Origin of the sequence: Gluconobacter sp. (genome assembly GCF_047723935.1) — a bacterium.
GTDB lineage: Bacteria > Pseudomonadota > Alphaproteobacteria > Acetobacterales > Acetobacteraceae > Gluconobacter.
In genome coordinates this window covers 17,091-43,817 of the sequence record NZ_JBDOBO010000006.1, presented here as the reverse complement: position 1 = coordinate 43,817, position 26,727 = coordinate 17,091, and the positions used below count along the sequence as shown (strand labels likewise).

Below are 26,727 nucleotides of genomic sequence, written 5' to 3'. Positions count from 1 at the left end.
GAGGCTCCTTTTCATGACGCGGCTTCCGCAAACTCTTTCCAGCATCATTGCAGCATTGGGCGCATTGATGGCTGCTTTTCTGATTTACGAGGGTGGTCGCCTCATTGCCTTCGGTGGATCCTGGTTTTACGCCCTCTCCGGGATCGCTCTAGCCGTTTGCAGTTTTTACATGTTTCGCAGGAATATCCTGTCCACGTGGATCGCGCTGGGCCTTCTGGCCGCAACACTTCTATGGTCTATCAGTGAAGTCGGTTTTGCTTTCTGGCCGAGCTTCTCTCGGCTGATCGTGTTTCTTTTCGTGGCCCTCGTGGCCATCCTCATGGCCCCTTGGCTCAGTGGACCAGGAAGAAAATTTTTTACACGCACAACAACCGGTCTTGCCGCCAGCGGCCTCGGCGTTGTCATTCTTGCCTTCATCGCGGGCATGTTCCGCGTCCACCCAACCATTGCCCCCACCGATCCAACATCTTCACAAGAAACTGCAGCAGCTACGGCTCCTGATCAGACAGAACATGACTGGCCAGCATACGGGCGCACAACGTCCGGAACCCGCTACGCCAGCTTCACCCAGATCAATCGGGAAAATGTCAGCAAACTGAACGTTGCCTGGACATATCGTACCGGCGACATGGCCATCAATGGCGCGGAATTTCAGGGCACCCCCATCAAGATTGGAGACACTGTTTATATCTGCTCTCCACACAACATTGTCTCTGCCATTGACCCTGATACAGGCACCGAAAAATGGAAGTTTGACCCCCACGCCCAGACGAAGGTCTGGCAGCGCTGCCGTGGCGTTGGATACTGGCATGACAGCACCGCATCCGATGAAAATGCCCCCTGCGCGTCTCGCATTGTCCTGACAACCATTGACGCTCGTCTCATCACCATTGATGCCCGCACGGGCAAGGCCTGCGACAGCTTTGGCTCCAATGGCTCCGTTAATCTCCTGACCGGCCTAGGGCCTACTGCCCCCGGATCTTATTATCCAACAGCCGCGCCACTCGTCGCTGGCGATATTGTTGTTGTTGGGGGCCGCATCGCCGACAATGAACGCACTGGCGAGCCTTCAGGCGTCGTTCGCGGATATGACGTCCGCACAGGTGCACAAATCTGGGCCTGGGATGCCACCAATCCTCATCGTGGCACCACACCGCTGGCAGAAGGAGAAATCTACCCTGCCGAAACACCCAATCTATGGGGTACGGCAAGCTACGACCCGAAACTGGATCTTGTTTTCTTTCCACTTGGCAATCAGACGCCTGACTTCTGGGGCGGCGACCGAAGCAAAGCTTCGGATGAATATAATGACGCCTTCGTAGCCGTGGATGCAAAAACCGGCGTGGAACGCTGGCACTTTCGCACAGCAAACCACGATCTCGTAGATTATGACGCCACTGCCCAACCCATTCTTTATGATATTCCAGACGGCCACGGCGGCACACGCCCCGCAATCATTGCCATGACCAAACGCGGACAGATCTTTGTTCTGGATCGCCGCGATGGAACACCGATCCTTCCAGTAGAAATGCGCAAGGTCCCACAGGATGGAGCGCCAGCAGGGCAGTATCTCGCACCGGAACAACCCTACTCATCCGTATCCATTGGAGCCGAGCGCCTGAAAGCCAGCGACATGTGGGGCGGCACCATTTTCGATCAGCTTCTTTGCCGGGTGCAGTTCGCGTCCTATCGCTATGAAGGCGAGTTCACCCCCGTCAATGAGAAGCAGGCCAGCATCATTTATCCTGGCTATTACGGTGGCATTAACTGGGGCGGCGGCGCAGTGGACGAAAGCACCGGAACACTTCTCGTCAATGATATCCGCATGATTCAGTGGGCAAAATTCATCAAACAGGATGAAGCCCGCAGGATTGGCCTCAAGCCATCTGCTGAGGGTGAATATTCCGAACAGAAGGGCACACCATGGGGCGTCGTGCGCTCGATGTTCTTCTCCCCACTCGGCCTGCCCTGCGGCAAGCCACCTTACGGCACCATGAACGCCATTGACCTGCGAAGCGGCAAGGTAAAATGGAGCATGCCTCTCGGAACAATCCAGGACATGCCAATTCATGGTTTTGTGCCGGGTGTGCAGATTCCGCTTGGCATGCCCACAATGAGCGGTCCATTGGCAACCCGCACCGGCCTGGTATTCTTCGCAGGAACGCTCGACAATTATATCCGCGCGATCAATACGGATACTGGCGAGGTTGTCTGGAAAGCACGCCTTCCTGTCGCATCTCAGGCCGCTCCAATGAGCTACGTTTCGGACAAGACTGGCAAACAATACGTTGTTGTCACAGCAGGTGGCCTCACCCGCTCAGGCGTCAACAAGAATCGTGGCGATTATGTTATCGCCTATGCCCTCCCTTCAGAATAAGGCGGGGCAGATTGCGGGCCCAAGGCCCGCAATCTCTTCACGAAATCGCGAACACAATCCGCCCGAGAAATATCAAAGTTACAGTCTTGCGTGACAACCATGCAAAGCCCTGACACTCATTTCTCTACAGAAACCCTTATGGCTCTGTACCGTCCGTAGGTATTGGACCCAAAAGCGGTGCTTTATCGCCCGGTGAGGTATTTTCCAACAATACGTTTCAAAAAATAACACATCCTTCAGGAGTGAAATTAACGATATATTGACGAAAAACACAAACTCCGCGTACGACATCGTCAGATCTTCTTCGAGACACAGGAGATGCTGATATGTGCAGCATAACGTTAAACGACTTCCTGAGTGTCACGAGATGGACACCCGCGGACCTGGCAACCCAGATTGATCGCCCGCAGAGTGATGTGGAATGGTGGCTCGATCATCATGAACACATCCCTGAGCGACTAAAGCTCTGGATGCACCAGATTGTGGAAACCTTTCAGAAGAACCCTCCTCCAAAGGGTTACGCAATGGAGCGGTCTGAGGACTGCCTGTTCAATGAGGATCCGTCCATCACCGTTGTCTGCTCCGTCTGCCGCTTCGCATCGACCTGTCATTTCGCACGACGCCAGCGCAACTGAGTACTCAGTTGCGCCGCCGGCCCTGAGACACCTTTGCAGTGAACTGTGCCAGGCCGCCTTTAAGGGCAACCTCAAAAGCTGACAGGGTCTCCGGCCCAACATAATGCTCAATACCTTCAGCATCGATCCGGGCGTTTTCCTCACTAACCCCTAAGGCCAATAAAAACGCTTCCACAATTCCGTGCCGGTGACGCGCCTTGTGGGCCATCTGCTCACCTGTGTCCGTCAGAAAAACCCCACGGTAGGGCTTTTGCGTAACCAGCCCCTCCGCTGACAGACGCGCTAGCATTTTAGCCACCGTAGGCTGAGAAACGCCCAGACGCCCGGCGATATCCACCTGCCGCGCCTCCTGCCCCTCAGCCAGAAGATCAGAAATCAGTTCGACATAATCTTCCACCAGGACCTTTTGCCTGGCAGCCCGGTTTGCCCTGAACCCTTCTGAGTGGAGCTGCATATCCACCAGAGATTTTTGTCGTTTTTTCTTCTGTTCCATTCTCAAGATAACCACTCAGTCAATTATTCCCGCCGGAATAAAACATTCCTCCCATTAACTCCATAGGCCACCGACCTAGCCTTCTCGCAAAAAAATAAAGACAACGTTCATGAATATAGCATGTTGCATATTTTTCCGTTCCACGATTGAATAGCATTCTCATGTACAGCCAGCACTCCAACGCCCCCACTCAGAAGCCTCAGACCAAATCGGCTTGGCGTTTTTCGCGCCATGACGATGCGGAACGACCAAGCCTGCCTGAGGTCTTTTCGAGCGTTCGGGTGCCTGACGGAAGCACAACGTGGCTAAAGCGCTTTCTTGCTTTTGTAGGCCCTGGCTACATGGTTTCGGTTGGATATATGGACCCGGGGAACTGGGCGACCGATCTGCAAGGTGGCGCGCAATACGGATATACGCTGCTATGCGTCATCATGCTGTCCAACCTGATGGCTATCCTTCTACAAGCTCTGGCCGCGCGGCTGGGCATCGCTACAGGACGGGATCTGGCGCAGGCATGCCGCGATCATTTCAACCCTGCATTAAACATCGTCCTTTGGCTGGCCTGCGAACTGGCAATTATCGCATGCGATCTGGCTGAAGTGATCGGAACGGCCGTTGCGCTGCAACTGCTCTTCGGCCTGCCGCTTCTGGGCGGAGCACTCCTTTCCATTCTGGATGCCTTTGTGGTTCTGCTTCTGATGGGGCGCGGCTTCCGTTATCTGGAAGCATTCGTCATCGGCTTGTTGTCGATCATTGCCGTGTGTTTTGGTGTGCAGCTAGTTGCGGCCGCTCCCCCGGTTGCGGCAATCCTCAAGGGTCTTATTCCAGCGCCGGAAATCGTAACAACGCCGGGAATGCTTTACATCGCCATTGGCATCATTGGCGCTACGGTTATGCCGCATAACCTTTATCTGCATTCTTCCATCGTTCAGACACGCGCCTATGACCGGACGCCCGTGGGGCGTCGGGATGCCATTCGCTGGGCAACCTGGGATAGCACAATTGCCTTGATGCTCGCACTGTTCATCAATGCAGCCATTCTTATTGTAGCCGCGGCTGCCTTCCATGAAACAGGCCATCAGAACGTTGCCGAGATCGAAGACGCCTATCATCTTCTCTCCCCTATTCTTGGTCTTGGCATAGCTTCCACGCTTTTCGCACTGGCCCTGCTGGCAGCCGGAACAAACTCCACCGTTACCGGAACGCTGGCAGGCCAGATCATTATGGAAGGCTTTCTGCGCCTTCATATCCCACACTGGGCAAGACGACTGTTGACCCGCGGTTTGGCGATCATTCCCGTGGCCGTGGTGACTGTCCTCTATGGAAGCCATGGTGTGGGAGCCTTGTTGATGGCCAGTCAGGTCATCCTGTCCCTTCAGCTTCCTTTCGCAGTTATTCCCTTGGTGATGTTCGTTTCTGATCGTCGCAAAATGGGTGAATTCACCATCAGCCGCTTCATGACTACCCTCTCATGGATCGTCGCAGGTCTTATCCTCATCCTGAACTTCAAACTTCTGTACGACACTCTGGTGGGCTGAACGCCACCTCCTGACAAGATTGAAAACCAGCCATGGCAACAGCATTTTTGCGTTCTAAAATCGCTCCACGACATAGCAAATGCTATATTAAACAGCATATCGCAAAATCCAGAATTTCAGTTGCGCCTTTTCGGGTTGCAATCGCAGGAACAACACTCCTCACCGGCCTCCTGGGTGCGGATGTCTTTGCTGCTGATACATCACCATCGACCGCACATCAGAAGAAAGCCGCAAAAAAAACCGAGGAGCAACGCGCCCAGACTGAAGGAAAGTCCGCTGAGCACGTCACGGTCATGGGACATCTGGACCAGGCACGTGGACGCATTTTCCCCAGCCTTGGCGCAGTCTCTTACGGCATTGACCAGCGACAGATTCAGGCAACCCCTCAAGGGCAGAATGCTTCGTTCAGCCAGATCATGCTCAGAATGCCCGGCGTCGTGCAGGACAGCTACGGAGAAGTTCATGTCCGAGGCGAACATGGCGGCCTGACGTACCGGGTGAATGGCGTCCTGCTTCCGGAAGGTCTGAATGGTTTCGGACAGGAACTGGATACACGCATTATCCAGTCTGTTGACCTTCTGACCGGAACACTTCCCGCCCAGTTTGGCTTTCGGACGGCAGGGATTGTAGACGTTCACACAAAGAGCGGATCCACCCTGAAAAACAACCAGCTTTCACTCTATGGCGGCAGCTACAATACTTTTGCACCGTCCTTACAATTGGGCGGTTCAAAAGGGCGCTTCGAGTATTTTACAACGCTTTCGATGAACCGAAATAATATCGGTATCGAGAACCCAACAGCGTCCTTCCGGGCAACGCATGATACGACGCAGCAGGAAAAAGCATTTGGCTATTTTTCGTGGAAGCTGAATGACAACGACCGTATCTCGCTCCTGACAAGCGCATCTTACGCCGACTTTGAACTCCCTAATACGACGGGCCTGCAACCAATCTACCAGCTTGAAGGCACAGACTGGTCACACCCCTCCGTTCAATCACGCTTTCTGGACGACAGCCAGACAGAGCAGAATTATTACGCCGTGGTGTCATACCAACACAGCGCGGACAAACTGAACCTTCAGCTTTCACCGTATTTCCGTTACGGCCGCATCGATTATACGCCAGATCCAGCGCGGGACCTTATTTTTCAAGGGGTGGCCGAACATGAAGTGAACGACTTCACCACTGGAGGCGCGCAGTTTGATTTGTCGTACGACATCGCTCCGCACCATACTCTTCGAGCCGGTCTTCTGGGCCAATACACATCCGAGCGCCTCGATACCAACTCCCTTGCCTTCCCAGTGGGCGAAGACGGCCAACAGACATCGTCCACCCCGCTCCGCCTGATTGACAATACAGGCAACTGGTCCGTCGAGGCAGGCGCTTACGTACAGGATGAGTACCGCATTACACGGAAGCTCACCTTCAACTATGGCATCCGCTATGATCGGTTTGCCTCGTCTTTCGGAAATGAAGGGCAGCTCAGTCCTCGCGCTAATCTGGTGTGGAAGCCATTCCGAAGCACTACCTTACATATCGGCTATTCGCGGTTCTTTGCGCCGCCTTCTCCGCAATATGTCTATCCGTCCACCCTGGCGCGCTTTGCTGGCACCACCAATGCAGCAGCCAACCTGACAGATACGCCAACAAAGGTTGAAACATCCAACTACGTGGATGCTGGTATTCTGCAACACATTACGCCCGAGTTGCAGATTACAGTCGATGCCTACAGCAAGTGGGCACATAACCTCACAGATCTTGGGCAGTTCGGTCGCGCGGTTATTCTCGCTCCCTTCAGCTATCGCCGTGGCCACGTCTATGGCGCAGAGTTTGGAAGTTCCTGGAGACGAGGCCCCTGGTCGCTGTTTGGCAATTTCTCTTTCGTGAAAACGGCAGCACGCGAGATTAATTCAGCGGAATACCAGTTCGATCCGGAAGAACTGAGCTACATCCGCGCACATGCCATCCAACTTGACCATCAAGGACAATATACAGCCAGCGCAGGCGCGTCCTATTCCACCAAGCATCATCTGGCTTATGTAGATTTCCTGTATGGCTATGGACTGCGAAGTGGCTTTGCCAATCTGGAAAAACAGCCCCAGTACGACATTTTCAATATCGGGTATCAATATACGTTCACCCGCGTCCCACTGGGTCATGACCTCAAGGTCCGTGCCGATGTGGTTAACCTGTTCGACAAACGCTACCAGCTTCGAGACGGTAGCGGCGTTGGTATTTATCAGGCTCAGTACGGACAACGACGGGGCACATATTTCTCTATTGTGTCCGACTTCTAAAAACGTTCTTCCTCAGGCCCGCTCTGGGCCTGAGGAGAAAGACTTACGACGCAGAACAGGTTGACCGGCTTCCGGGCGCACAGCCCAGAGCATCAGGAATGCCCCATAAAGAATGGCGAACCCATCTACAGCCAATGCCGAAGCTTGCATGGAGGAAAATGGTGTCACCACAAATGCAGAGAGCGGCATCATCCATGTCAGAATCGCGGAAAATGCCAGAAGCACGCGAATAGCTTCTCGTTCCTTGAGCCAGAACGCTATCCCAATACACAGCAGAAAAATCGCAAAATAGAGACCCTGCACGATCGTCATCTGGCCGCTCGCGGGAAGCAAAGGCGCGACACACAACACAGCCGATACACCTGCTACGCATCCGAGCGAACACCCGATCGTCAGCGCGCATAGAATCCGTGTTGATCTCGTATCGTCCAGACGTCCGGTTCCACGCTCACGACGTCTGCGAGACACTACCCAGAGCTGGTTCCCGGCATAGAACATAAACGCGCCTCCAAGTCCGAGGAGAACGTACCCCCAGCGAACACCCTGTCCGCCAAAACTTCCAAAATGCAGAACGAAAAATGACGTCAGAACCGACTGGGCCCAAGTCTGATGGCCGGGCATATACTCTGTTGATACAAGCTTGCCGCTATAGGGATCTACGCCAGCAAATCCGCCACCGGCCCCACGTGCACCATATCGCGGATCACGTCCCGTTATTCTCAGAGCGAGGCGGCTACCATGACTGTTACTATAAGCCAGCGTTTCAGGAATAAATCCTGGCGCCTGCAAGGCAACAGTTCTGACAATCTGAGCCGGATCGAGAGGTATCCGAAAATCTTCTGACCCATTATGAGAATGCTGCCCGCGCCCGGAACCTAACGCAACATGCTGCACCTGAGGTTGTATCAGGAGCGCCTGTTCAGCCATGTAAATCTCGTCATGAAATGCGAAGACTACAGAAGTCAGCGCCATGATGATATGAAACGGCAGGGAAAAAAGGCCCAGCATACTGTGCATATCGAGCCACATTCTCTTGACGTTCTGACCAAGGCGAATTGCAAACAGGTTTTTGATCAGCCCAGGAATAACAACGAGCGTTCCTGAAATCAGAGCAACAGCATACAGCAGCGCAATGACACCCATGAAAAGCCGCCCGGCTTTATGAGGCATCGAAAGCCCGACCTGCTGATGCAGAACATTTATGAAATATGCAGCCTGAGATGGATCTTTACGCACCGTTACCGGAGAGCCGTCTGCTGCAAGTGCTGAGAAATTGGCAGAAGATGGGCCATGCATTCTTTCTGGCATTCCCCAGACCAGTGACGCAGGCTGAGACGCAGTCGGATGCAGAACAATCGTGTAATTGCGTCGTGCCTCAGGATGCGCAGAAAACGTCTTCTCCAGAAGTTCAGGCATTTTTCCCAGTGCAACGGGCGGCGGCAAGGCAACTGGTGCAGAGGCCCAATCCTGTAAGGGCCGCTCAAACATTGTTACTGATCCAGCATAAAATGCGACGAACAGAAAAAGCCCGCAGACAATTCCGACCCAACTATGGATCTCGCGATACATCCGGACGATATCAGAGCGGATTTTCACGATACCATACTCCGTACACCCATATAAATGGCCCAGAGCACCGCATTTGCCAGACCGAGCATACCCCAGGCACGCCAACCTGACTGAAATAGAAAACAGGTCCCAAGAATTCCTGTCCAGACTGGCACTATGAGCCACATCAGGAACTGCGAACCAACTGCACGAGGCTGCCCATCAACATGTGATATCAGCCCGAGAATACCCATCAGAGCACAAGAAAGCGTCAGCCCGAGAACAAGGCCTGCGCTCGCTTTTGTAAACCAGTTTCGGCTTGTCAGCCTTCCAGGAGCTGTTGTCATGACACTTTCTTTCGCCACACAGCAGCGGCCAGAGGCACTAAGGACCAGACAGTCATAAGAAGTGTCAGAAACTCACAAATTGCCGTTCCGCTTCCCTGGGTAGCCAGAAGAACAAGCAACGATATGCTGAGCATGACACATCCTGAAACCACACATCCCCGAAATGCCGGGCGTCGCGTGCACAGTTGCTGAGCAGGTGAGGCCATATAAAGCAGGATAGCTCCTCCCGCCGCCAAAACCATTGCAATCCCTGTCGTCATCATAACGTTCCCATCAGATTACCAACGGTATTCAAGACGGGCTGTCAGGTTACGGCCCTGTCCGTAATAGCAGGCCGAAACGGCGGTGCAGGTCGCGACAAAACGCTTGTTGGCAATGTTCCGGGCATTAAACGAAAAAGACAGACCTTTGTAACGCGGATGAGCCGTTGCGAAATCATATCGAAGGAACAGATCGAACAGCGTGTAATCTGGAATATGCAGTGTATTTGCAGTATCCCCGAAACTCGTGCCCGTATAACGGACCCCACCACCAAGGCCGACGCCAGCGAATGTGCCATGCTGAATGCGCTGATCCACAAAGAGCGATGCCATCCACTTGGGAGCCTGCCCAAGATAATTACCGACCTGTGATGCCGTGTTGGAGCGAGTGATCTTTGCTTCACTGCGGGTGCCGGTAAAGATTACGGACATATCCCACGGCAGGTTCGCCTTGCCTTCAAGTTCCAGCCCACGAACCCGGCCCTGTCCTGTCTGAACCAGGCACGTTGATGTGCCACAAAGCGTGCCATTCGGATCATAAGTGGTCATGTTGTTCTGAGTGATCTGGTAGCCACCAAAAGTGACGTAGATACTCTTCCCATACTGGTACCGAATGCCGCCTTCATACTGATCGCCTGTCGTCGGCTTGAAAGCTTTCCCTCCTAGCGACGTCGACGGGTCAGAAACTTGTGGCTGAAACGACTGAGCGTAGCTGAAATAAGGCACCAGACCGTTATCAAACATATAAACGGCACCTGCTCGCCAAGTGAACGCGTTGGAATTCGTGATATAACGAGACTTCGTAAGAACGTTCAGCGTGTCATCATGCGCCCAGTCCTGACGCCCACCAATCGTGACCCGAAGACGATCAAACTTGATCTGATCCTGGAAATAAATCCCGTTCTGACGACTTATCGTCGCCGTATAGATCTGTGGATTGAGGTTATCTGAATAGCCAGTACTTCCACGTGCTTGTGGATTAAAGATATTCAGAATGGGCAACACGTAAGATGATGCCACCAGATCACGACTATGACGCCAGTTCGTATAAAAATAGTCTGTGCCAACCAGGAGTAAATGCCTCACTGGCCCTGTGCGAACATGCCCTTCAAGTTGTGTATCGGTCGTGACACCTTGAGACTGGCCTCTGCCTTCCACGGCACGGCGATTAACTGTTTCGCCAGCAATACATCCTGCGACTGTTGCCGCGCATCTTGCTAGCGTATCGCCGGAAAGCACTGTCGCTCTGTAAAGCGTGTTCAGATAAGTATAGCGTGTATTATTTCGGACCGTTAGGAAACGGTTGAATTTATGCTCCAGAAATGAGCCCGCCAGAGCCTGATTGCGATCAAATGTATCCCAGTTCGGCTCACCAATATTCGCGTCATTTGCAATATGGCGGCCTTTGGATGCGTAAAGTGTGCCCGTTGCTGGCAGGAACTGGAACGTAGAGCCACCCTGATCACGCTGATACTGCGCCAGCAAAGTCCAAACCGTTTTGGGCGTGATTTTCCAGGTCAGACTTGGGGAAATGTAATATCGTCCCGTGCGAACCTGATTGACCTGAGTGTCACCATAGCGCGCAAGCCCAACAATCCGACCAGTCAATGCGCCATCATGGGTCAGTCGGCCGGAAACATCACCGGAAGCCTGCCCCTGCCAGTTAGAGAGGTTTGTAAAGCCGCTGCTTTGTAGAAAGAACTCGCCTTCACTTTTTTCTGTCGGACGCTTGGTGACAAGATTCACCACGCCTCCTGGTGCTGTCTGACCATACAAAGCACCGGAAGGCCCTTTCAGAACTTCAATCTGCTGAAGTGCGAACGGATCAAAGGACGTACGGGTCCACTGCCCGCCTGATGGCAGACGCAACCCATCCACAAAGTTATTGTTCGATGAAAACCCGCCTGCCCCAAACCCGCGCACGGACACTTCATCCACTCGACTGTCGATACCAGATGGCTCAGCCTGCACACCTGCCGTGTAAGCAAGAGCATCGGCGATGGTCGGAGACGCACGCAGTTCAATTTCTTCGCGACTGACGATGGAAATTGACTGAGGCGATTCAATAATGGGCGTACGGGTCTTTGTTGCGGAAGACGCATGAGACATGCCCGTCGCCGTCACAACAATGACTTCTGCCTTGGACTTTGATGGCTGCGACTGCCCGGTTTTCTGAAGTTGTTTCTGGCCCCTGGACGGAGCTTCATCCGAGACCGCGGACGCATCTGCTCCTACGGCAGCGGATGTCAGCCCCGCCAGCACAAGAGCAGAAAAAACAGTATATTTAACAACAGAAGAGGACATGCAGGCTCACCGAGAGAGGATCGGAACTGAAGCCCTCATATTTGCAATTGATAATTATTGTCAATTAGGAGTCATCAAGGGAATTGCATCAAAGAATGCCTACCCCGCAGGCAGGCAAACACACCTCCATAAATATCGATATTTTTCAGTGATATGTGGAAAAAAAATAAGCCGCCTAAGATCAGTGACTGGCGCGGAAAACATTCCATCCCGTATGCTGAACAAGACGCTCCAGAGCACGCGTTCCCAACAGTGAATTGCCCTGTGCATTCAAACCGGGTGACCATACCGCAACAGATGCCACGCCTGGAACAACAGCCAGAATACCGCCGCCAACGCCCGACTTCCCTGGCAGACCAACCCTGATCGCAAAAGATCCGGACCCGTCATAATGTCCGCACATCATCATCAGAGCGAGTACGGTCTGGGCATTTCGCGTGGAAATGACGCGCTCGCCCGTTCGGGGATTAATACCGCCCGTCATCAGATAGGTGCCCATTTCCGCAAGCTGCCTGCAACTCATGGTCAACGCACACTGATGAAAATAAAGGTCCAGCGTTTCATCAACGGGATTATGAATATTCCCGAATGTCCGCATGTAATTGGCCAGAGCCTTGTTGCGAAATCCAGTTTCTTCTTCCTGCCGCGCAACATCCCGGTCAATCAGAATGGTATCCGGATCTGAGCTCATGGGTTTCAGGAAGCCCAGAAGCTCATTCTGCGCACCATCCAGACCATACTGGGACGTCAGAATATCTGATACGACAATCGCCCCCGCATTGATGAACGGATTTCTCGGGATTCCGTTTTCACTTTCAAGCTGGATGATCGAATTGAACGCACTGCCTGACGGTTCCTGCCGCACGCGGCTCCAGAGCCCGGCGTCCACAGCATTAAGCGCGAGCGTCAGGCCAAAGACCTTTGAGACGCTCTGAATGGAAAAAGCTTCTTCAGCATCCCCCACAATGTGACTACCGCCTTCTGCGTCGATAATGGCCATTCCGAAACGGCCAAGATCGACGTTCGCCAAAGGCGGAATATAGTTTGCCACCTGCCCCCGGTCCGTCTCAGCACGCATTTCCTCTGCGATTTCCGTGATAATGGCGGTGAGTGAGGGCATAAGGGGTCATCTCCAGTTCAGGCGCTTGTAAGACCTTTCACAGAGTAGCCTATTGAAAAAAGGCCTTTTTTAAGAACAGGAGCCATGCATCTTACGCGCAGCTCTTCGTTCAGGGTGAAACAACACGATGACGAACAACCTCGCCCACAATCACAAGCGCGGGTGAAGAGACCTGCGCTTCGGCTGCCTGAGCCGCCATTGTTCCAAGTGTTCCCGTCAACACGCGCTGCCCCGGCTGGGTTCCCCGCTCCACGATAGCCGCAGGCCAATCTGATGGCAGGCCATTTTTTATCAGCCCCGCCATCAGGGCAGGTAACGTCGAAATCCCCATATAGATAACGACAGTCTGACGACGATCCGCCATATCGTCCCAAGGCAGATCGAGCACACCATCTGCCCTTGCATGCCCTGTCACAAACAGACAGGCCTGAGCACAATCCCGGTGAGTCAGTGGAATACCCGCATAGGACGCACATCCGCTGGCAGCGGTAATGCCCGGCACAACGCGAAAAGACACACCTGCGTCGACCAGAGATTCAATTTCCTCGCCGCCACGTCCAAAAATAAACGGATCGCCACCCTTCAGCCGCAGAACCCGTTGACCGGCTTTCGCATGACGGACCATCTCATTGTTGATTTCAGACTGAGGCATCGCATGGCGATTACGCTGCTTACCCACAAAAATCAGTTCGGCGTCACGTCGAACACGTTCGAGCAACACTTTAGGTAACAGATTATCGTAAAGCACCACGTCAGCATTCTGCATGAAATGCAGTGCCTTCAATGTGAGAAGATCCGGGTCTCCCGGCCCCGCCCCCACAAGCCAGACTTCCCCGGCTGCCCGCTGTGCTGACAAGAGCACATCAAGCACAGCATCCGCACGAGCTTCATCGCCTGCCAATGCAGCTTCTGCGCCCGCTCCATCCAGAAAATCTTCCCAGATCCGTTTCCGATCCTGAACTTCCGGATATTGGGCAGACACGCGCGCCCGGCGGGATTGCATGTAAGCTGCAAGTTGCCCGGTTCCGTGAGGCATCCAGCTTTCAATCTGTTCGCGCAGTCGGCGTGCCAAGACCGGTGCTCCGCCGGCTGTTGAAATTGCAACCCGCACCGCCCCACGCCGAACCTGCGCAGGCGTGATGAACGTGGAGGGTTCCGGATCATCAACAGCACAGACTGGAATGTTCAATGTATCAGCGAGAGCAGCGACCGTGCGATTGACGCTCCGATCGTCTGTCGCCGCATAAACCAGACGACATCCTGGCATGACAGTTTGTAAAATAGTGGAATCAACACGGCCACCTACATGCCGTACCAATCCCGCATCCACCCACTCCTGAACAACAGTATTCAGGGTTTCCGCAACAATCTCGATATGCGCGCCGTGATCAAGCAAAAGCCTGCCCTTGTTGACGGCAACTTCACCGCCACCAACCAGCAATACGCGTGCACCTTCCAGACGAAGGGAAATGGGAAACCAGCCTGTCTCAACCCCGGATGCGGGCATCTCTATATCCATGTGCGTTCAGAATAACAGTTCCAGAACGGAACGCTGCTCCTCTTCCCTACACGGCCACCCTGAACAGGCAAAGACAGGATAACCTCAGAAGAACGACAAACCGCTTTGGAGCCGCCCTCCTGTAAAGGTAACGGTCAGCGACGACCGTATCCACCCCCGCCGCCTACATAGGGTCCGCCTCGGCCCCCATGATGATGATGATGTCCCCGCCCGTGATCATACGGCCCGTAACACGCCATTAACGGTGCCGTCAGACCGAAAGCGAGCAGTAACATTGCAAAACGCTTCATGGATCAAACCTTTTCGAAAGACTGAACTGGCAAAGATTATACCCAAGCAATATGGCTGCTTTCCGGCGCAATGTCGGAACAAAATGCAACTCATCTTTTAAATGCCCGGTTACATTTCTGGCCCGCCCTGACAGGGAGTTACCATTTTAACCGTTTTCGCATATAATTTCCCATGAGTGCAGGACAACCGTTCCTCTGCGCTCGTGCCAGGAGTACGACATGATGGCTGAATTTATCGTTAAGGCGATCAAATCGATCCAGAACGGCATGGGCTTTCCAGTCCTTCTTGGAATTCTGGTCTTACTCGTGATTGCCGGATATCTGGTGCTTTACGCGCTGGTGATGTGACAGGACGCCTTCTCTCAAAATCAGGCCTGACTTTGGCCTCAAATTCCCAATCGTCAGGACCCATTTTAATGACTACACACGAGATCAAGAAGCGTCTCGATTTTCTCCGTGAAGCCTCCAAGCTCAAAGATGTTCTCCGCCGCGCCTTCACTCTGGGTGGCCAGGCTGAAAGCACCGCAGAACACACCTGGGGTTTATGCCTTCTTGTTATGACCTTCGCTGACCACCTTGAAGGCATCGACCTACTGCGCCTTCTCAAAATTTGCATTCTCCATGATCTGGGCGAAGCGATCCATGGCGATATTCCCGCCATTTCCATTGAAGCTTCAAGCAATAAGTCCCAACAGGAACGCGAAGATCTCCTGACCGTCATGGCCCCTCTTCCGGACCACCTGAAAGAAGAGTTTCTTGAGCTCTGGGATGAGTACGAAAATGCCTCCAGCCCTGAAGCCAGGATGGCCAAGGCTTTCGACAAACTCGAAACAATTTCTCAGCATAATACCGGCATCAACCCGCCGGACTTCGACCATGAGTTCAATCTGACTTATGGACGCCGCTATACCGATCACTCGGCATTAACTCGCGCGATCCGGGATGTCATTGACAGCGAGACCATGCGGAACGCCGAGAAAGTCTGAACACAGGCTGATTGTTCCGGAGAATTTTGTTTCTCGACAAAAAGAAACAGTTTCCCCAAAAATACCCCACCATGGTTCTGCGTCAGGTAGTCCCAGACGCTCCTTCCAGCTCCAAAAACAAACGGGGCCCACAAACTCGCATTACAGGAGATCGGCAGGCCACTGCATGACCAGCCACCATTCTGGCATTCCTGCCGCTACGCGCCGCCGATTAACCCTCCAAAAGCTGACGTGCTGTGGTTTCAGCGCCGCTCTTTCCTGTAGCTCGGCTCTAGCGCAAGGCACCAATACGACGGGCGCAGTGTCCTCCAACGCATCTGGCAGCACAACATCTACCACGGAGCATATCGTCGTCACCGGCCACAAGCCGGAAGGAGCCGTTATTGGTGCGCCCAAACCACTCATGCAGATCAGCGCCGATGAGATTAAATCCTATGGCGTCGATACCGTAACGGATCTGTTGAAGACCATTTCCCCGGAAACACGCTCTGGTCGCGGTGCAACGGGAAATGCTCCGGTTATTCTTCTAAATGGCAAAAAAATTTCCGGCCTTCAGGAGGTTAATGACCTTCCCTTTGAAGCAATTGCACGTGTGGAAATTTTTACGGAAGAAGAAGCCCTCCGTTATGGCTACGCCGCAGACCAGCGCGTCGTCAACATCATCACCGTCAAACACTTCCGGTCCGTTCGTGCGCGCGCATATGGCGAAACATCCACGGATGGGGGAGGAGAAAATGGCGCTCTTTCCCTCAGCTTCACGCGCCTGCAAGACGAGCGTCGCATCAACCTCAGCGCTCGTTACACGGCCAGTTCATGGCTGAGAGACAGCCAACGCAGCGTGGCTCCCCCGGCGGCAAACTCACTCTATGCCACACAGGGCAATCTCAGTACGTCCGATGGCACCAGCCTGGATCCAGCCCTTGACGCACTCTCCGGACAGACCGTCACAACCGCAGGGAGCCCATCCTTGCCTTTCGGGCAGGCCGCAACACTGGACGATATTCTTCCCTACGCGAACAATCCGAATACCAGCACGAATGCCTCAGCCTATACGCTTCAGCCACGCAAACACGAATTGAACCTGAACGGGGTTTACGCTGATCGTATCACTGAAAATATCAGCTCGTCTCTCAATGTGAGCTTTGATCATCAGGATCAAATCAGTCTGCAGGGTCTACCCCATGGCGTACTCACGCTGCCCAGCGGAAGTTTCTATTCACCATTTACCCAGTCTGTTCAGCTCTTCCGCAGCTTTGGAAACATCGCCCCCCTTCAGCAAACGGCACATACCGAAACAGGACACGCCGGCCTTAATTTCAATGGGAACCTCGGTGACTGGAAGTGGAATGCCAAGGGCAGCTACGACTACACCCAAACAGTCACGAACAGCCAGACTGGGCTTTCGCTCACAACGGCCCAAGCAGCCCTGAATTCCAACGACCTTTCTTTCGACCCATGGACAACAGTTTCCCCAGCCTGGTTAGGCACGCGCCTCATCAATCACGGCCGCACCACAAGCCATCAGGGGCAGATCAGCGGGCTGCTTTCCGGTCCGGTTTTTACGCTTCCTGCTGGAGATGCCTCCACCAGCATTGCCGCCACGGGAACACTCAGCCAGCAAAACGCTGTATCCACCGTCAATAATGTGACATCTCGCGCGGCCATCAGCCGAGATATTGGTACAATTCGGATCAACGGCGACCTCCCAATCGCAAGCCGAAAGAACCACTTCCTGTCTTTTCTTGAAAAGCTGGATGCCAATGTAAACGGTGCAGTCAGCCAGGTGTCTCACTTCGGAACATTGGGAACCGTTGGTGGAGGCATCACATGGGCACCTGTCACATGGATCCAGCTTCCGCTCTCTATTACTGAACAGACAGAAGCACCCGCGGCCTCGTCCTTGGTGGCGCCCACAATCGAAACTCCGAACGTCACAACATACGATTACGTGCGTGGAGAGTCCGTTCAGGTCACGACTGTATCTGGCGGCAACCGCAATCTGCGGTCAGCTGATCGACATGAAATCAGCCTAGGTGCCATCCTCTCCCCTCCATTTCTGGACGGATCACGGCTGCACATCAATTACGTGCACGACAACACACACAATCCGGTTCTGTCTTTACCGACTGCCACCGCAGCCATTCAGGATGCTTTCCCGGATAACTACCAACGAGATGCTGACGGCGTTCTGGAACGTGTGGATTTAAGGCCAGTCAACGCCGACTATGAGAAACGGACAGAATGGAACACCACCTTCTCGCTTTCACGTCCTTTCGGAAATAAGCCTGACAAGGCGCATGGTAAAGGACGGTCAGGCAATACCACGCAGGGCCGTTATTACGTTGTCCTGACCCAGGTCTGGCGGTTGAACGATACCGTCCGATTACGATCAGGCCTCCCCGCTATAGACCTCCTAAACGGCGGAACGATAGGTGGCCTTGGCGGCAAACCCCGTCATGAAGTGGAACTTCAGGCAGGCGCGTATCGAAATGGTATTGGTATCCGGCTGGATGGTAAGTGGCAATCAGGCACATCAACTCTGGGCAGCACGTCCGCAGGCAGCCTGTATTTCAGCAGCCTCGCAACCCTGGATTTTTCGGCTTTCGTCACTTTGGGAGACGTCCCCCGCTGGAAACACAGCGACTGGGCTCAGAATTTTAGAATCATGTTGTCGCTGGATAATGTCTCGAACAACCGCATTCACGTTCATAACGGAACCGGCGCCACACCGGCTGGATACCAGCCTGCTTTCATGGACCCCATGGGTCGGACTATCGGGCTGTCTCTTCGCAAATCGCTCTGAGATTGCTCATCACGCCTTCTTGGCAGGACGGCGCTCAAGGGGCTGAGCAACCGTTGCCTTAGGCACAAACACGAAATGTGACCTCGCCTGTAATCGCTTGAGACACTTACAATTCTGCGAGTTTTTCGCTTGTCGCTCTCATTCCAAACCGCTTGTTGGGCACCCACCTGTAAAGCCGAATGCAACGTTTGGTCATAAAATGTGAGTTTAGATTTTCGCTTGAGACCCTATGTGTGAAGCGAACTTGTGACAACGATTTGACAGCCATGAAAGTTCCCTGCGCCTGATGCCGGCCGAAGAACCGCCTTTACAACTCCCGAAAGTGGCTGGTGTCCGACGCGTCATGAGCAATGTCGGCGTGCTGCTTGGAGGGCGTGTCATAAATGCCCCTCTGAGTCTCCTCCATATCTGGATGGCAACACATCTTCTCGGAAGTTATGGGTTTGGTCTTATCGCCATGATGTACGCTTTCGCGCGTACAATGGGTGATATGGTAGATTTCCAGTCCTGGCAGACTGTTCTGAAATACGGCCTCCGCCCCCTTACAGACGGAAACCGGACAGGATTTCAGCGCATCATCGCGTTCAGTTTTCTTCTAGACGGCCTTGGAGGCCTGCTCGGATTTATCGGTGGCCTTCTCATCAGCATTTTTGCGATGAAAATGCTTGGCTGGCCGCCTGAAATTCACCAGACGGGAATGATATTCTGCCTTTCGATTTTGTTCATGGCGTCAGCCACGCCCACAGGCCTTCTGCGCATCTTCAACCGATATGATCTGATTTCCATTCAGGGTGTCGTGGCCACCTTGGTTCGTGTCGTGGGTACTTTCCTCCTCGCCATAAAAGGGGCGTCAGTACCCGCACTGGCAGTCGTCTGGATGTTTGCTGAATTTACAGCCTGGGCGACACTCGGGTTTATGGCAGTTCGAGAACTGCTCCGCCGAGATCTGACGCGTGGCCTTACAAAAGAACTATGGAATTTAATCCCTGACCTGCTGAATGGGCATTTCTTCCGAACTCATTTGGGCATCCGGCGCTTTGCGCTATCCACGAATATCAACTCTGCCCTCGCCCTGGCCTTCGGGCACATAGGGACGCTTGTAGTAGGAGCCTTCGTCGGCCCCGCAGCAGCCGGATACTACCGGGTCGCCAGCCAGATTGCCGCAGGTATCGCCAAACCGGCCGCGCTGATTCAAACGACCGTCTATCCGGAAATGGCGCGCCTCTGGCGCGATCGAGCAACGACAAAACTTTATCGCCTGACCATTCAGGTCGCTCTTGCAGCAGGCGGGATCGGTACAGTTCTGCTTGCCCTAACCCTTCTGGCGGGCCGCCCCCTTCTGCAGTTCTATATCGGTCCGACAGGCGCAACACAGACAATGCCGGTCACACTCTGGCTCCTCGCGGCCGAAGTTGTTGCTGTCTGGGGCCTGCCGCTTGAGCCCCTCCTGTTCACAACAAACCGTTCAGGCGCTGCAACGTCGGCCCGCTTTCTGGACTTCCTGCTGTTTTTTCCGGGGCTTGTGCTCGTTGTCCGCAGATATGGTCTGGAGGGCGTAGGACCTATGACACTGTGCGGCGTCATGCTCCTGATAGGTCTTCAGCTTTTCCTGGTTCTTCGCACGCCTCCTCTGCGAACGGTTCCCCAGTCATGAAAGTCGTTTTTCCCCTGATTGCCCAAAGGCACCAGACCCTACATGCCCTACCAATCGCGCTGGAAATGTCGGCGCGATACCCAGAAGTCGCTGTTCATATTGCCTGCCTGACCGCAAGTCATCTCGAGCTCGCACGGTCCCTGGCTACGCTTTATCCAGAGTCACGCGTTCAGTTTGACCTGCTTCCGATTTCAGATGCACTTCGGCATCGGATTGAAGCACAGGGGCTACGAGTCCTTGACCGCCTCATGGGGCTGTTTTTCTCCCGGAAGTATTTCAAGGGCTTCGATGCCATTATCGTTCCCGAAGCGACCTCTCTTCAGCTTCGACACATGGGCGTTCGTACCCCCCGTATGATCTGGACGGGCCATGGGGCCGGAGATCGTGCCATCGGCTTTGCCAAGCATCTCAGAAAATTTGATTATCTTCTGGTTCCCGGCCGTAAAGTCGAAGAGCGGATGCTGGAAAAAGGTATCATCCGTCCCGGCTTCTATCACCGGGGTACGTATGCAAAATTTGATCTGGTTCGCCGGATGCATGCACGTCGGCCACCGCTTTTTAATAACGGTCGGCCGACAATCCTGTATAATCCGCATTTCGTGCAGCGTTTCTCGTCATGGCGCATGATGGGCAAGAAGCTGCTTGATTTTTTTGCAGCACAGGATCAGTACAACCTGATCTTTGCTCCTCATTTCCGGCTGTTTGACAACCACCGCCCGGAAGGAGAAGCCCTCAGACGAGAATATGCGGGTCTGTCCCATATGCTGATCGACCCAGGGAGCGAACGAAGTATCGACATGACCTATACCATGGGCGCAGATCTCTATCTCGGGGATGTCAGCAGTCAGGTGGCGGAATTCATGATACGACCGCGCCCCTGCCTGTTCCTGAATGCGCATGAAGCCGACTGGCAGGACAATCCGAATTATCAATCGTGGACGCTCGGCCCGGTGACGGATAATATTGCCAATCCTGAACAGGAAATCATGAAGGCGTTCGACACACACTCACGTTTTCTTGAGACCCAGCGCCAATATGTACTAGAGACATTCGAAACTTTGGGCGAACAGCCCACGGCGCCCGCCGCAGCGGACGCCATAGTTAACTTTCTACACAAGGCCGCCTGATGTCCGGCGATCCTAATGGAGCTAGTCTAGGTTTGACCGAGGACACCCAGAACCCAACTCTTCCCTCCGCTCCTACGCCGAGCCGCTCTGGCCTGACCAGACGGTACGGGGACTTCACGAGCTTTGCCGCAGCCCTGGACTATGCAGCCCAAGGCGAAAGTGGATTCAATATCTACTCCGGCCGCGGACAACTGCTCGAAGCCCTGCCGTACCGAACGCTCCGCGAACAGGCGATCTCCATGGCACAGCGCCTGCTCGGCCTCGGGCTGGCAGCGGGAGACCGGGTGGCTATCGTCGCAGAAAGCGATGGTGATTTTGCCCGCATCTTCTTCGGTTGCCAGTATGCGGGACTTGTTCCTGCTCCGCTGCCGCTTCCTGTCGCTTTTGGTGGACGTGAAGGATATGTTTCCACCCTCCGTGGCATGATCCAGAGCGCTGCAGCACGCGCTGTTGTGATTCCGGACGTAATCGGAAGCTGGACATCGGAGATCGTTGAGGGTCTGGATCTGGTTTTCGGCGGCTCCCCCGCTGACCTCTACCGTCATGCCGAAGCCAATATAGAGCTTCCGGAAATCAAATCCGAAAATCTGTCCTATCTCCAGTTTTCATCCGGCAGCACGCGTTTCCCAATGGGCGTTTCTGTCACTCAGGCAGCCGGAATGGCCAATGCACGCGCGATTGCCCGTGACGGCCTCAAGGTTTATCCGGCAGAAGATCCCCGCGATGATCGCTGCGTGTCATGGCTGCCACTCTACCATGACATGGGCCTGGTCGGGTTTTTCCTGACCCCCCTGACATGCCAGTTGACGGTTGATCTGCTGCCGACCCGCGAATTTGCACGTCGCCCCCATGTGTGGCTGGACCTGATTTCGCGCAATCGCGGCACGATCGCCTACAGCCCCTCCTTTGGCTACGAGCTATGTTCGCGTCGCAGTGGCCAGGCCGATCTGGACCTCTCCTGCTGGCGCATTGCGGGGATCGGCGGCGACATGATCCGCCACCATATCCTCGAAGGCTTTGCCGAGCGTTTTGAATCCAATGGATTTGATGCCCGCGCGTTCGTTGCCAGCTACGGTATGGCCGAAGCAACGCTGGCCATCAGCTTTGCACCGCTCAACACCGGCATTCAGACCGACACGATCGATCTGCGCACGCTGGAAAAAGACGGCCTCGCCAAGCCTTCCAATGATCCTTCTCACGCGCTCCGCACTTTTGTACTTTGCGGTGAAGCCCTTCCTGAGCACGAGATTGAAGTCCGTGACCCACTCGGTAACATTCAGCCTGAGCGCCACGTTGGCTGTGTTTTCGTCCGTGGACCGAGCCTCATGTGTGGCTATTTCCGCCGGCCGGAAGAGACAGAAGCGGTTCTCGATGCTGATGGGTGGCTGAACACTGGCGATCTGGGCTACCACCTGAACGGCCAGATTGTCGTAACAGGCCGCGCCAAGGACCTTATCATCATCAACGGCCGGAATATCTGGCCGCAGGATCTGGAATGGTCTGCCGAGAGCGAGATCAGCACACTCCGATCCCGCGATGTCGCAGTCTTTTCCTTGGAAACGGAAACAGGCGAGAATATCGTCGCACTTGTTCAGTGCCGTGCAACGGAAGAAGAAAATCGCAACACGCTCCGTGATGAAGTCACGAGCCTGTTCCGCCGTCAGCATGGTGTGGACGTGCAGGTTATTCTGGTTCCGCCCCGCACCCTTCCACAGACGTCTTCCGGCAAGCTGACGCGTGCCCGTGCCAAGACAATGCTTCTGTCAGGTCAGTTCGATCTGCAGACTGAGCCAACCAACTCCGCAGCCTGACGGACACACCTGACCGCTTTTCCTCTCCCTGCTCAGGGAGGGGGTGGCGAACAGACGTGCTTTGACGCATAAAGCGCTCACAAACTGCATAGTAAGACCGAGAGTTCAATTCCATGACTGACAGCGTCGCCGGCATCTCCGGAATGATCATAGAAAAGCTGCTTGCCAACCCGAAAGTGCCGCGGGACATCAATGGCAACAGCAAGATCGTCGAAGATCTGGCTTTTGACAGCCTCGCCGTCATGAACTTCGTCATGGAAATTGAAGATGAGCTGGACGTGTCTGTCCCGCTCGACAAGCTGGCAGATATCCGCACCATCAACGATCTGGCTGCTTGCCTTCATACGCTGAAGGCAAGCCACGCGTGATTGACATCTTTGCAAAACACGCCGCCCTCCGGGCAGCCTATAACGGATTGACGGCGGTTTCGCCACGCAACCCGTTCGAGGTCGTGATTGAACGCCCGCTCTCAGCCACGGTCGGTCTGATTGAGGGGCGCGAGACGCTTCTGTTCGGAACCAACAATTATCTGGGCCTCAGCCAGTCGGGACACGCAGCGGAAGCCGCGATTGAGACAGCCCGCACAATGGGCGTCGGCACAACGGGCTCCCGGATTGCCAATGGCACTTTCGGCCTGCATCGCAAGCTGGAAGAGCGCCTCGCTTCTTTCTTCGGCCGCAAGCACTGCATGGTGTTCTCTACGGGATATCAGGCCAACCTCGGCACGATTTCCGCGCTGGTCAACAAGGACGATGTGCTGCTTCTGGATGCAGACAGCCATGCCAGCATTTATGACGGTGCAAAACTGTCTGGTGCGCAGGTCATCCGTTTCCGCCACAATGATCCGGTCGATCTTGAGAAGCGCCTTGCACGCCTGAGCGATCATCCTGGCGCCAAGCTGATCATCGCAGAAGGCATCTATTCCATGACGGGGAACGTTGCCCCGCTGGACAAGTTTGTCGAAATCAAGAAGCGCCATGGTGCTTACCTGATGGCTGATGAAGCACATTCCTTTGGTGTGCTGGGTGAAAACGGTCGCGGCGTTGCGGAACTTCAGGGCTGTGAAGACGGCATCGACTTCGTGGTCGGGACGTTCTCAAAGTCGCTCGGGACAGTGGGCGGCTATTGTGTGACGGATAATGATGGCGTTGATCTGATGCGCCTCTGCTCTCGCCCGTATATGTTCACGGCCTCCCTCCCCCCGGAGATCATCGCGGCAACGCTGGCTGCTCTTGATGATATGGTTGCGCATCCAGAACTTCGCACCCGCCTTCAGGACAATGCTGCACGTCTTCATGCCGGGTTGAAGGCCGCAGGCCTCCAGACAGGCGAGCATGTTTCGCCGGTGGTTGCCGTAACGCTGGAAACGGTGCCTCAGGCTGTCGGGTTCTGGAATGCCCTTCTTGAGAACGGCGTTTATGTTAATCTGTCTCTTCCGCCCGCAACGCCTGACAACCGTCCGCTACTGCGCTGCTCGGTTATGGCCGCTCACAGCCCGGAAGAAATTGATCAGGCAACAGCTGTCTTCAAGCAGGTCGCCGAGCATTTTCGAGACTGAGTACAGCGTCGCTTAAAACGCAAAAAAGGGACTGTCTGGGACAGTCCCCTTTTTCTGTGGGCTTTATCCTGAAAAATAACGTCAGACAGCTCTGCGTAAGCGCTTCATACGCCAAAGCAACGCAGGCAAAGTTAGCAAGGGATGGCGACGCTCAAAATCAGAAAGGGCTAGATCCAGCCCTGTATGGCGCTGAATTTTCCATGCCAGATAAGACGCGCCATTTTCAAAAGTAAAAGCAGCCTTCACCAGTCGGGCGACATTTCGCGGTTTGCCTGACGTCCCAACAAGCGCCCACCGGCGAGCCGCTCGTTTGCGCAGGGTTGCCGATATTGTAGGTTCAAGCATCTGACCCGATGCAGCATAACCAAGATGCGCACGCGCCCATCCCAGTGTCAGCATGCTACTGAACCGCTTCTCTTGGCCTGCGAGCAGGCTGTTCCCGCGCCCTTTTTTCTCAACCCTCAATTCAGACGCATAGGTATGAGCAAAAAGTGTTTGCCAATACTCAAGGGCTGTCATGCGCGGAGCGCCCAGAAGAGCTGCCCAACAGGACGCCGTCGTCACACACCTTGCCAGCAGGTCCAGCAATACGTCCGCTGCGCGCTCATCCCGGACCCAGACCAGACGTACAGGCTGACAAAAACGTGCCCATAGTGTCGTATCGAGCGCGCCTAGAGACGTGCGGTCTTCAAACTGCTCCCGCGATAACACCGCAATCTTTGCCCGCAACGTGTGATGACCGTCCTTGAACTCCGCGTAGCGCACATTCGGGGGAAGAAGCAGGTTGCCCGTTCGGGCGACCATACTGCCGGTAAAATCCTTCGAGCTTTCTGTCACGATATAAAAATCGAGAATGCCTTCCGGGTCCGCTGCACGAAGCACTGACCCATAGAACAGAACACCCAGAGGTGGACGCGGGAACGCACGGGCCAAAGCATCCGCGAAAGCGACAGCCCCCTCATCAACAGGCGTCGTCAACTCTTTGATCAGGAGTTTTTCAAGGGCATCAGGCATGGAGGAAACGGAAGGCAGGCCCACGTTCAAGGCGAATACGTCCACTCTCTGAGGGCGTAAAAACTTCCCCGTCGAGGACAAAATCACTTCTGGTTTCAAGCATCATGTCATCTGTCCGACCGCTCACATAGTCTGGATGACGACGCAACCAGCGAGGCGCTCGCCCACACAGCAGCGCAGCAGTCGCGCGGGCAAGGTTTTCCGGATAAGCGCTGACGTCAAGATATCGAAGACCTTCCACATTCGGCTCCGCATCCCAGAAGGGCCAGATTCCGTGGGAAAGTCGTGACAGCCCCGTTGAAAGGAACATGAAGCTGTTCCCGTCATAAGCGTGGCCGGACGTTTCAACCCGTAAGGGCTCGCCCGCCAGCCAACTCTTGCGGCTTTTCCGGAACAACAGACTGACAACGGTGCTGAACAGCGTGAAACCCACGGCCAGATCATGCGGAGCAAACCGCACGACGGTTGGAGAATGCGCGGTACGGACAGCTCTCGCGTAGCCTGTACAGCCCCCGAACAATCCCAGAACCGGCTTACGGTCGGTATCGGGCCAAGACAGGCAGATAGGCGTGCGAGTACTTGATCGCATGGCAGCTCCCTGCTCCAGGCGATCAATGGCTTCCATTCCCCTCAACCCAAACCCGACATCACCCGCAATGAGGTTGGTGTTCCCCGAGGCAATGACAGCGATGTCCGGAAGACGATCAGCAGGGTATGCGCGGGCGATAGCTGTCAGCGCTGCGCTGATGGTTCCGTCTCCACCATCAATAGCGATGGTTCGGACTCCCTGCCTGCAAAGGTGATGAACATGCTCTGTCATTCCTTCACGGCTGTCTGATGGAACGAAATTCTCTCCGAGAAGCGCCTTGGCCTCCGTAGCGAATACGGAACCGCCGCGCCGGTTCTTGCGGCTGCGAGCATTATGAATAAGGGCAAATCGCACTATAGGGGGAATTCTTCGTTTTTGTTCGGAGCTATGCGGGCGGGTCTAGCACGGCTATGATGTTTCGGCCAGAATGCGAGCTTCCCCTTCCGGCAGAAAGACT

General features: G+C 54.5%; 20 protein-coding genes. 12 read left to right on the top strand and 8 right to left on the bottom strand.

Annotated features, from left to right (window positions below; genetic code table 11):
• Positions 1 to 13: 13 nt before the first annotated feature.
• Entirely contained in the window at positions 14 to 2,377 is a 2,364-nt protein-coding gene (locus tag ABF979_RS04845) for a membrane-bound PQQ-dependent dehydrogenase, glucose/quinate/shikimate family (RefSeq protein ID WP_415558163.1), read from the top strand.
• A 326-nt stretch (positions 2,378 to 2,703) separates the two neighbouring features.
• On the top strand, positions 2,704 to 3,012 hold the full coding sequence (locus ABF979_RS04840) for a hypothetical protein (RefSeq protein ID WP_215748753.1): 309 nt from the start codon (positions 2,704 to 2,706) through the stop codon (positions 3,010 to 3,012).
• Positions 3,013 to 3,016: 4 nt separating this feature from the next.
• On the opposite strand, the gene mntR is transcribed toward ABF979_RS04840, so the two are convergent.
• Positions 3,017 to 3,505 (bottom strand): manganese-binding transcriptional regulator MntR, encoded by a 489-nt coding sequence (mntR, locus tag ABF979_RS04835; RefSeq protein ID WP_415558161.1) that lies wholly within the window; start codon positions 3,503 to 3,505, stop codon positions 3,017 to 3,019.
• A gap of 161 nt (positions 3,506 to 3,666) precedes the next feature.
• Between mntR and ABF979_RS04830 the strand changes: the two genes are divergently transcribed.
• Positions 3,667 to 5,043: an Nramp family divalent metal transporter gene (locus tag ABF979_RS04830; RefSeq protein ID WP_415558159.1), complete on the top strand. Its 1,377-nt coding sequence runs from the start codon at positions 3,667 to 3,669 to the stop codon at positions 5,041 to 5,043.
• Between the two features lie 32 nt (positions 5,044 to 5,075).
• Complete coding sequence (locus tag ABF979_RS04825) at positions 5,076 to 7,340, top strand: TonB-dependent receptor (RefSeq protein ID WP_415558157.1); 2,265 nt, start codon at positions 5,076 to 5,078, stop codon at positions 7,338 to 7,340.
• 12 nt (positions 7,341 to 7,352) lie between these two features.
• Here the strand turns inward: ABF979_RS04825 and ABF979_RS04820 are convergent, their stop codons facing one another.
• The 5 genes from ABF979_RS04820 to cysG all read right to left on the bottom strand — a co-directional run bounded on the left by ABF979_RS04820 (position 7,353) and on the right by cysG (position 14,426).
• Entirely contained in the window at positions 7,353 to 8,936 is a 1,584-nt protein-coding gene (locus ABF979_RS04820; RefSeq protein WP_415558154.1) for a PepSY-associated TM helix domain-containing protein, read from the bottom strand.
• Positions 8,933 to 9,235 (bottom strand): hypothetical protein, encoded by a 303-nt coding sequence (locus tag ABF979_RS04815; RefSeq protein ID WP_415558152.1) that lies wholly within the window; start codon positions 9,233 to 9,235, stop codon positions 8,933 to 8,935. Before ABF979_RS04815 ends, ABF979_RS04820 begins: the two co-directional genes overlap by 4 nt.
• A 278-nt stretch (positions 9,236 to 9,513) precedes the next feature.
• Positions 9,514 to 11,799 (bottom strand): TonB-dependent siderophore receptor, encoded by a 2,286-nt coding sequence (locus ABF979_RS04810; protein WP_415558150.1) that lies wholly within the window; start codon positions 11,797 to 11,799, stop codon positions 9,514 to 9,516.
• 181 nt (positions 11,800 to 11,980) lie between these two features.
• Complete coding sequence (locus ABF979_RS04805) at positions 11,981 to 12,919, bottom strand: glutaminase (RefSeq protein ID WP_046899520.1); 939 nt, start codon at positions 12,917 to 12,919, stop codon at positions 11,981 to 11,983.
• Positions 12,920 to 13,028: 109 nt separating this feature from the next.
• Positions 13,029 to 14,426 (bottom strand): siroheme synthase CysG, encoded by a 1,398-nt coding sequence (cysG, locus tag ABF979_RS04800; protein WP_415558148.1) that lies wholly within the window; start codon positions 14,424 to 14,426, stop codon positions 13,029 to 13,031.
• 521 nt (positions 14,427 to 14,947) lie between these two features.
• Between cysG and ABF979_RS04795 the strand changes: the two genes are divergently transcribed.
• The 8 genes from ABF979_RS04795 (at position 14,948) to spt (ending at position 24,667) form a co-directional block, all read left to right on the top strand.
• The gene (locus tag ABF979_RS04795) at positions 14,948 to 15,076 is read left to right on the top strand and encodes a hypothetical protein (RefSeq protein WP_255494176.1); all 129 of its coding nucleotides are present in this window, start codon (positions 14,948 to 14,950) and stop codon (positions 15,074 to 15,076) included.
• A 68-nt stretch (positions 15,077 to 15,144) separates the two neighbouring features.
• A complete protein-coding gene (locus tag ABF979_RS04790; protein WP_415558146.1) occupies positions 15,145 to 15,714 on the top strand; it encodes an HD domain-containing protein in 570 nt (189 codons plus the stop codon).
• Positions 15,715 to 15,880: 166 nt separating this feature from the next.
• Positions 15,881 to 18,517 (top strand): hypothetical protein, encoded by a 2,637-nt coding sequence (locus tag ABF979_RS04785; RefSeq protein WP_415558145.1) that lies wholly within the window; start codon positions 15,881 to 15,883, stop codon positions 18,515 to 18,517.
• Positions 18,518 to 18,803: 286 nt separating this feature from the next.
• Positions 18,804 to 20,171, top strand: coding sequence for a lipopolysaccharide biosynthesis protein (locus ABF979_RS04780; protein ID WP_415558143.1), 1,368 nt, complete (start codon positions 18,804 to 18,806; stop codon positions 20,169 to 20,171).
• Positions 20,168 to 21,298 carry a sensor domain-containing protein gene (locus ABF979_RS04775; RefSeq protein WP_415558141.1) on the top strand — a complete coding sequence of 377 codons (1,131 nt, stop codon included), beginning with the start codon at positions 20,168 to 20,170 and terminating at the stop codon, positions 21,296 to 21,298. The genes ABF979_RS04780 and ABF979_RS04775 overlap by 4 nt, the downstream gene beginning before the upstream one ends.
• On the top strand, positions 21,298 to 23,109 hold the full coding sequence (locus ABF979_RS04770; protein WP_415558140.1) for a fatty acyl-AMP ligase: 1,812 nt from the start codon (positions 21,298 to 21,300) through the stop codon (positions 23,107 to 23,109). The genes ABF979_RS04775 and ABF979_RS04770 overlap by 1 nt, the downstream gene beginning before the upstream one ends.
• A gap of 113 nt (positions 23,110 to 23,222) precedes the next feature.
• Positions 23,223 to 23,477, top strand: a complete 255-nt coding sequence (locus ABF979_RS04765; RefSeq protein WP_046899528.1) for an acyl carrier protein — start codon at positions 23,223 to 23,225, stop codon at positions 23,475 to 23,477.
• Positions 23,474 to 24,667, top strand: coding sequence for a serine palmitoyltransferase (spt, locus tag ABF979_RS04760; protein ID WP_202206700.1), 1,194 nt, complete (start codon positions 23,474 to 23,476; stop codon positions 24,665 to 24,667). Before ABF979_RS04765 ends, spt begins: the two co-directional genes overlap by 4 nt.
• Positions 24,668 to 24,748: 81 nt before the next feature.
• Here spt and ABF979_RS04755 read toward each other — a convergent pair whose 3' ends face one another.
• A complete protein-coding gene (locus tag ABF979_RS04755; protein ID WP_415558238.1) occupies positions 24,749 to 25,681 on the bottom strand; it encodes a hypothetical protein in 933 nt (310 codons plus the stop codon).
• Complete coding sequence (locus tag ABF979_RS04750; RefSeq protein ID WP_202206698.1) at positions 25,674 to 26,624, bottom strand: diacylglycerol/lipid kinase family protein; 951 nt, start codon at positions 26,622 to 26,624, stop codon at positions 25,674 to 25,676. Before ABF979_RS04750 ends, ABF979_RS04755 begins: the two co-directional genes overlap by 8 nt.
• Between the last annotated feature and the right edge of the window lie 103 nt (positions 26,625 to 26,727).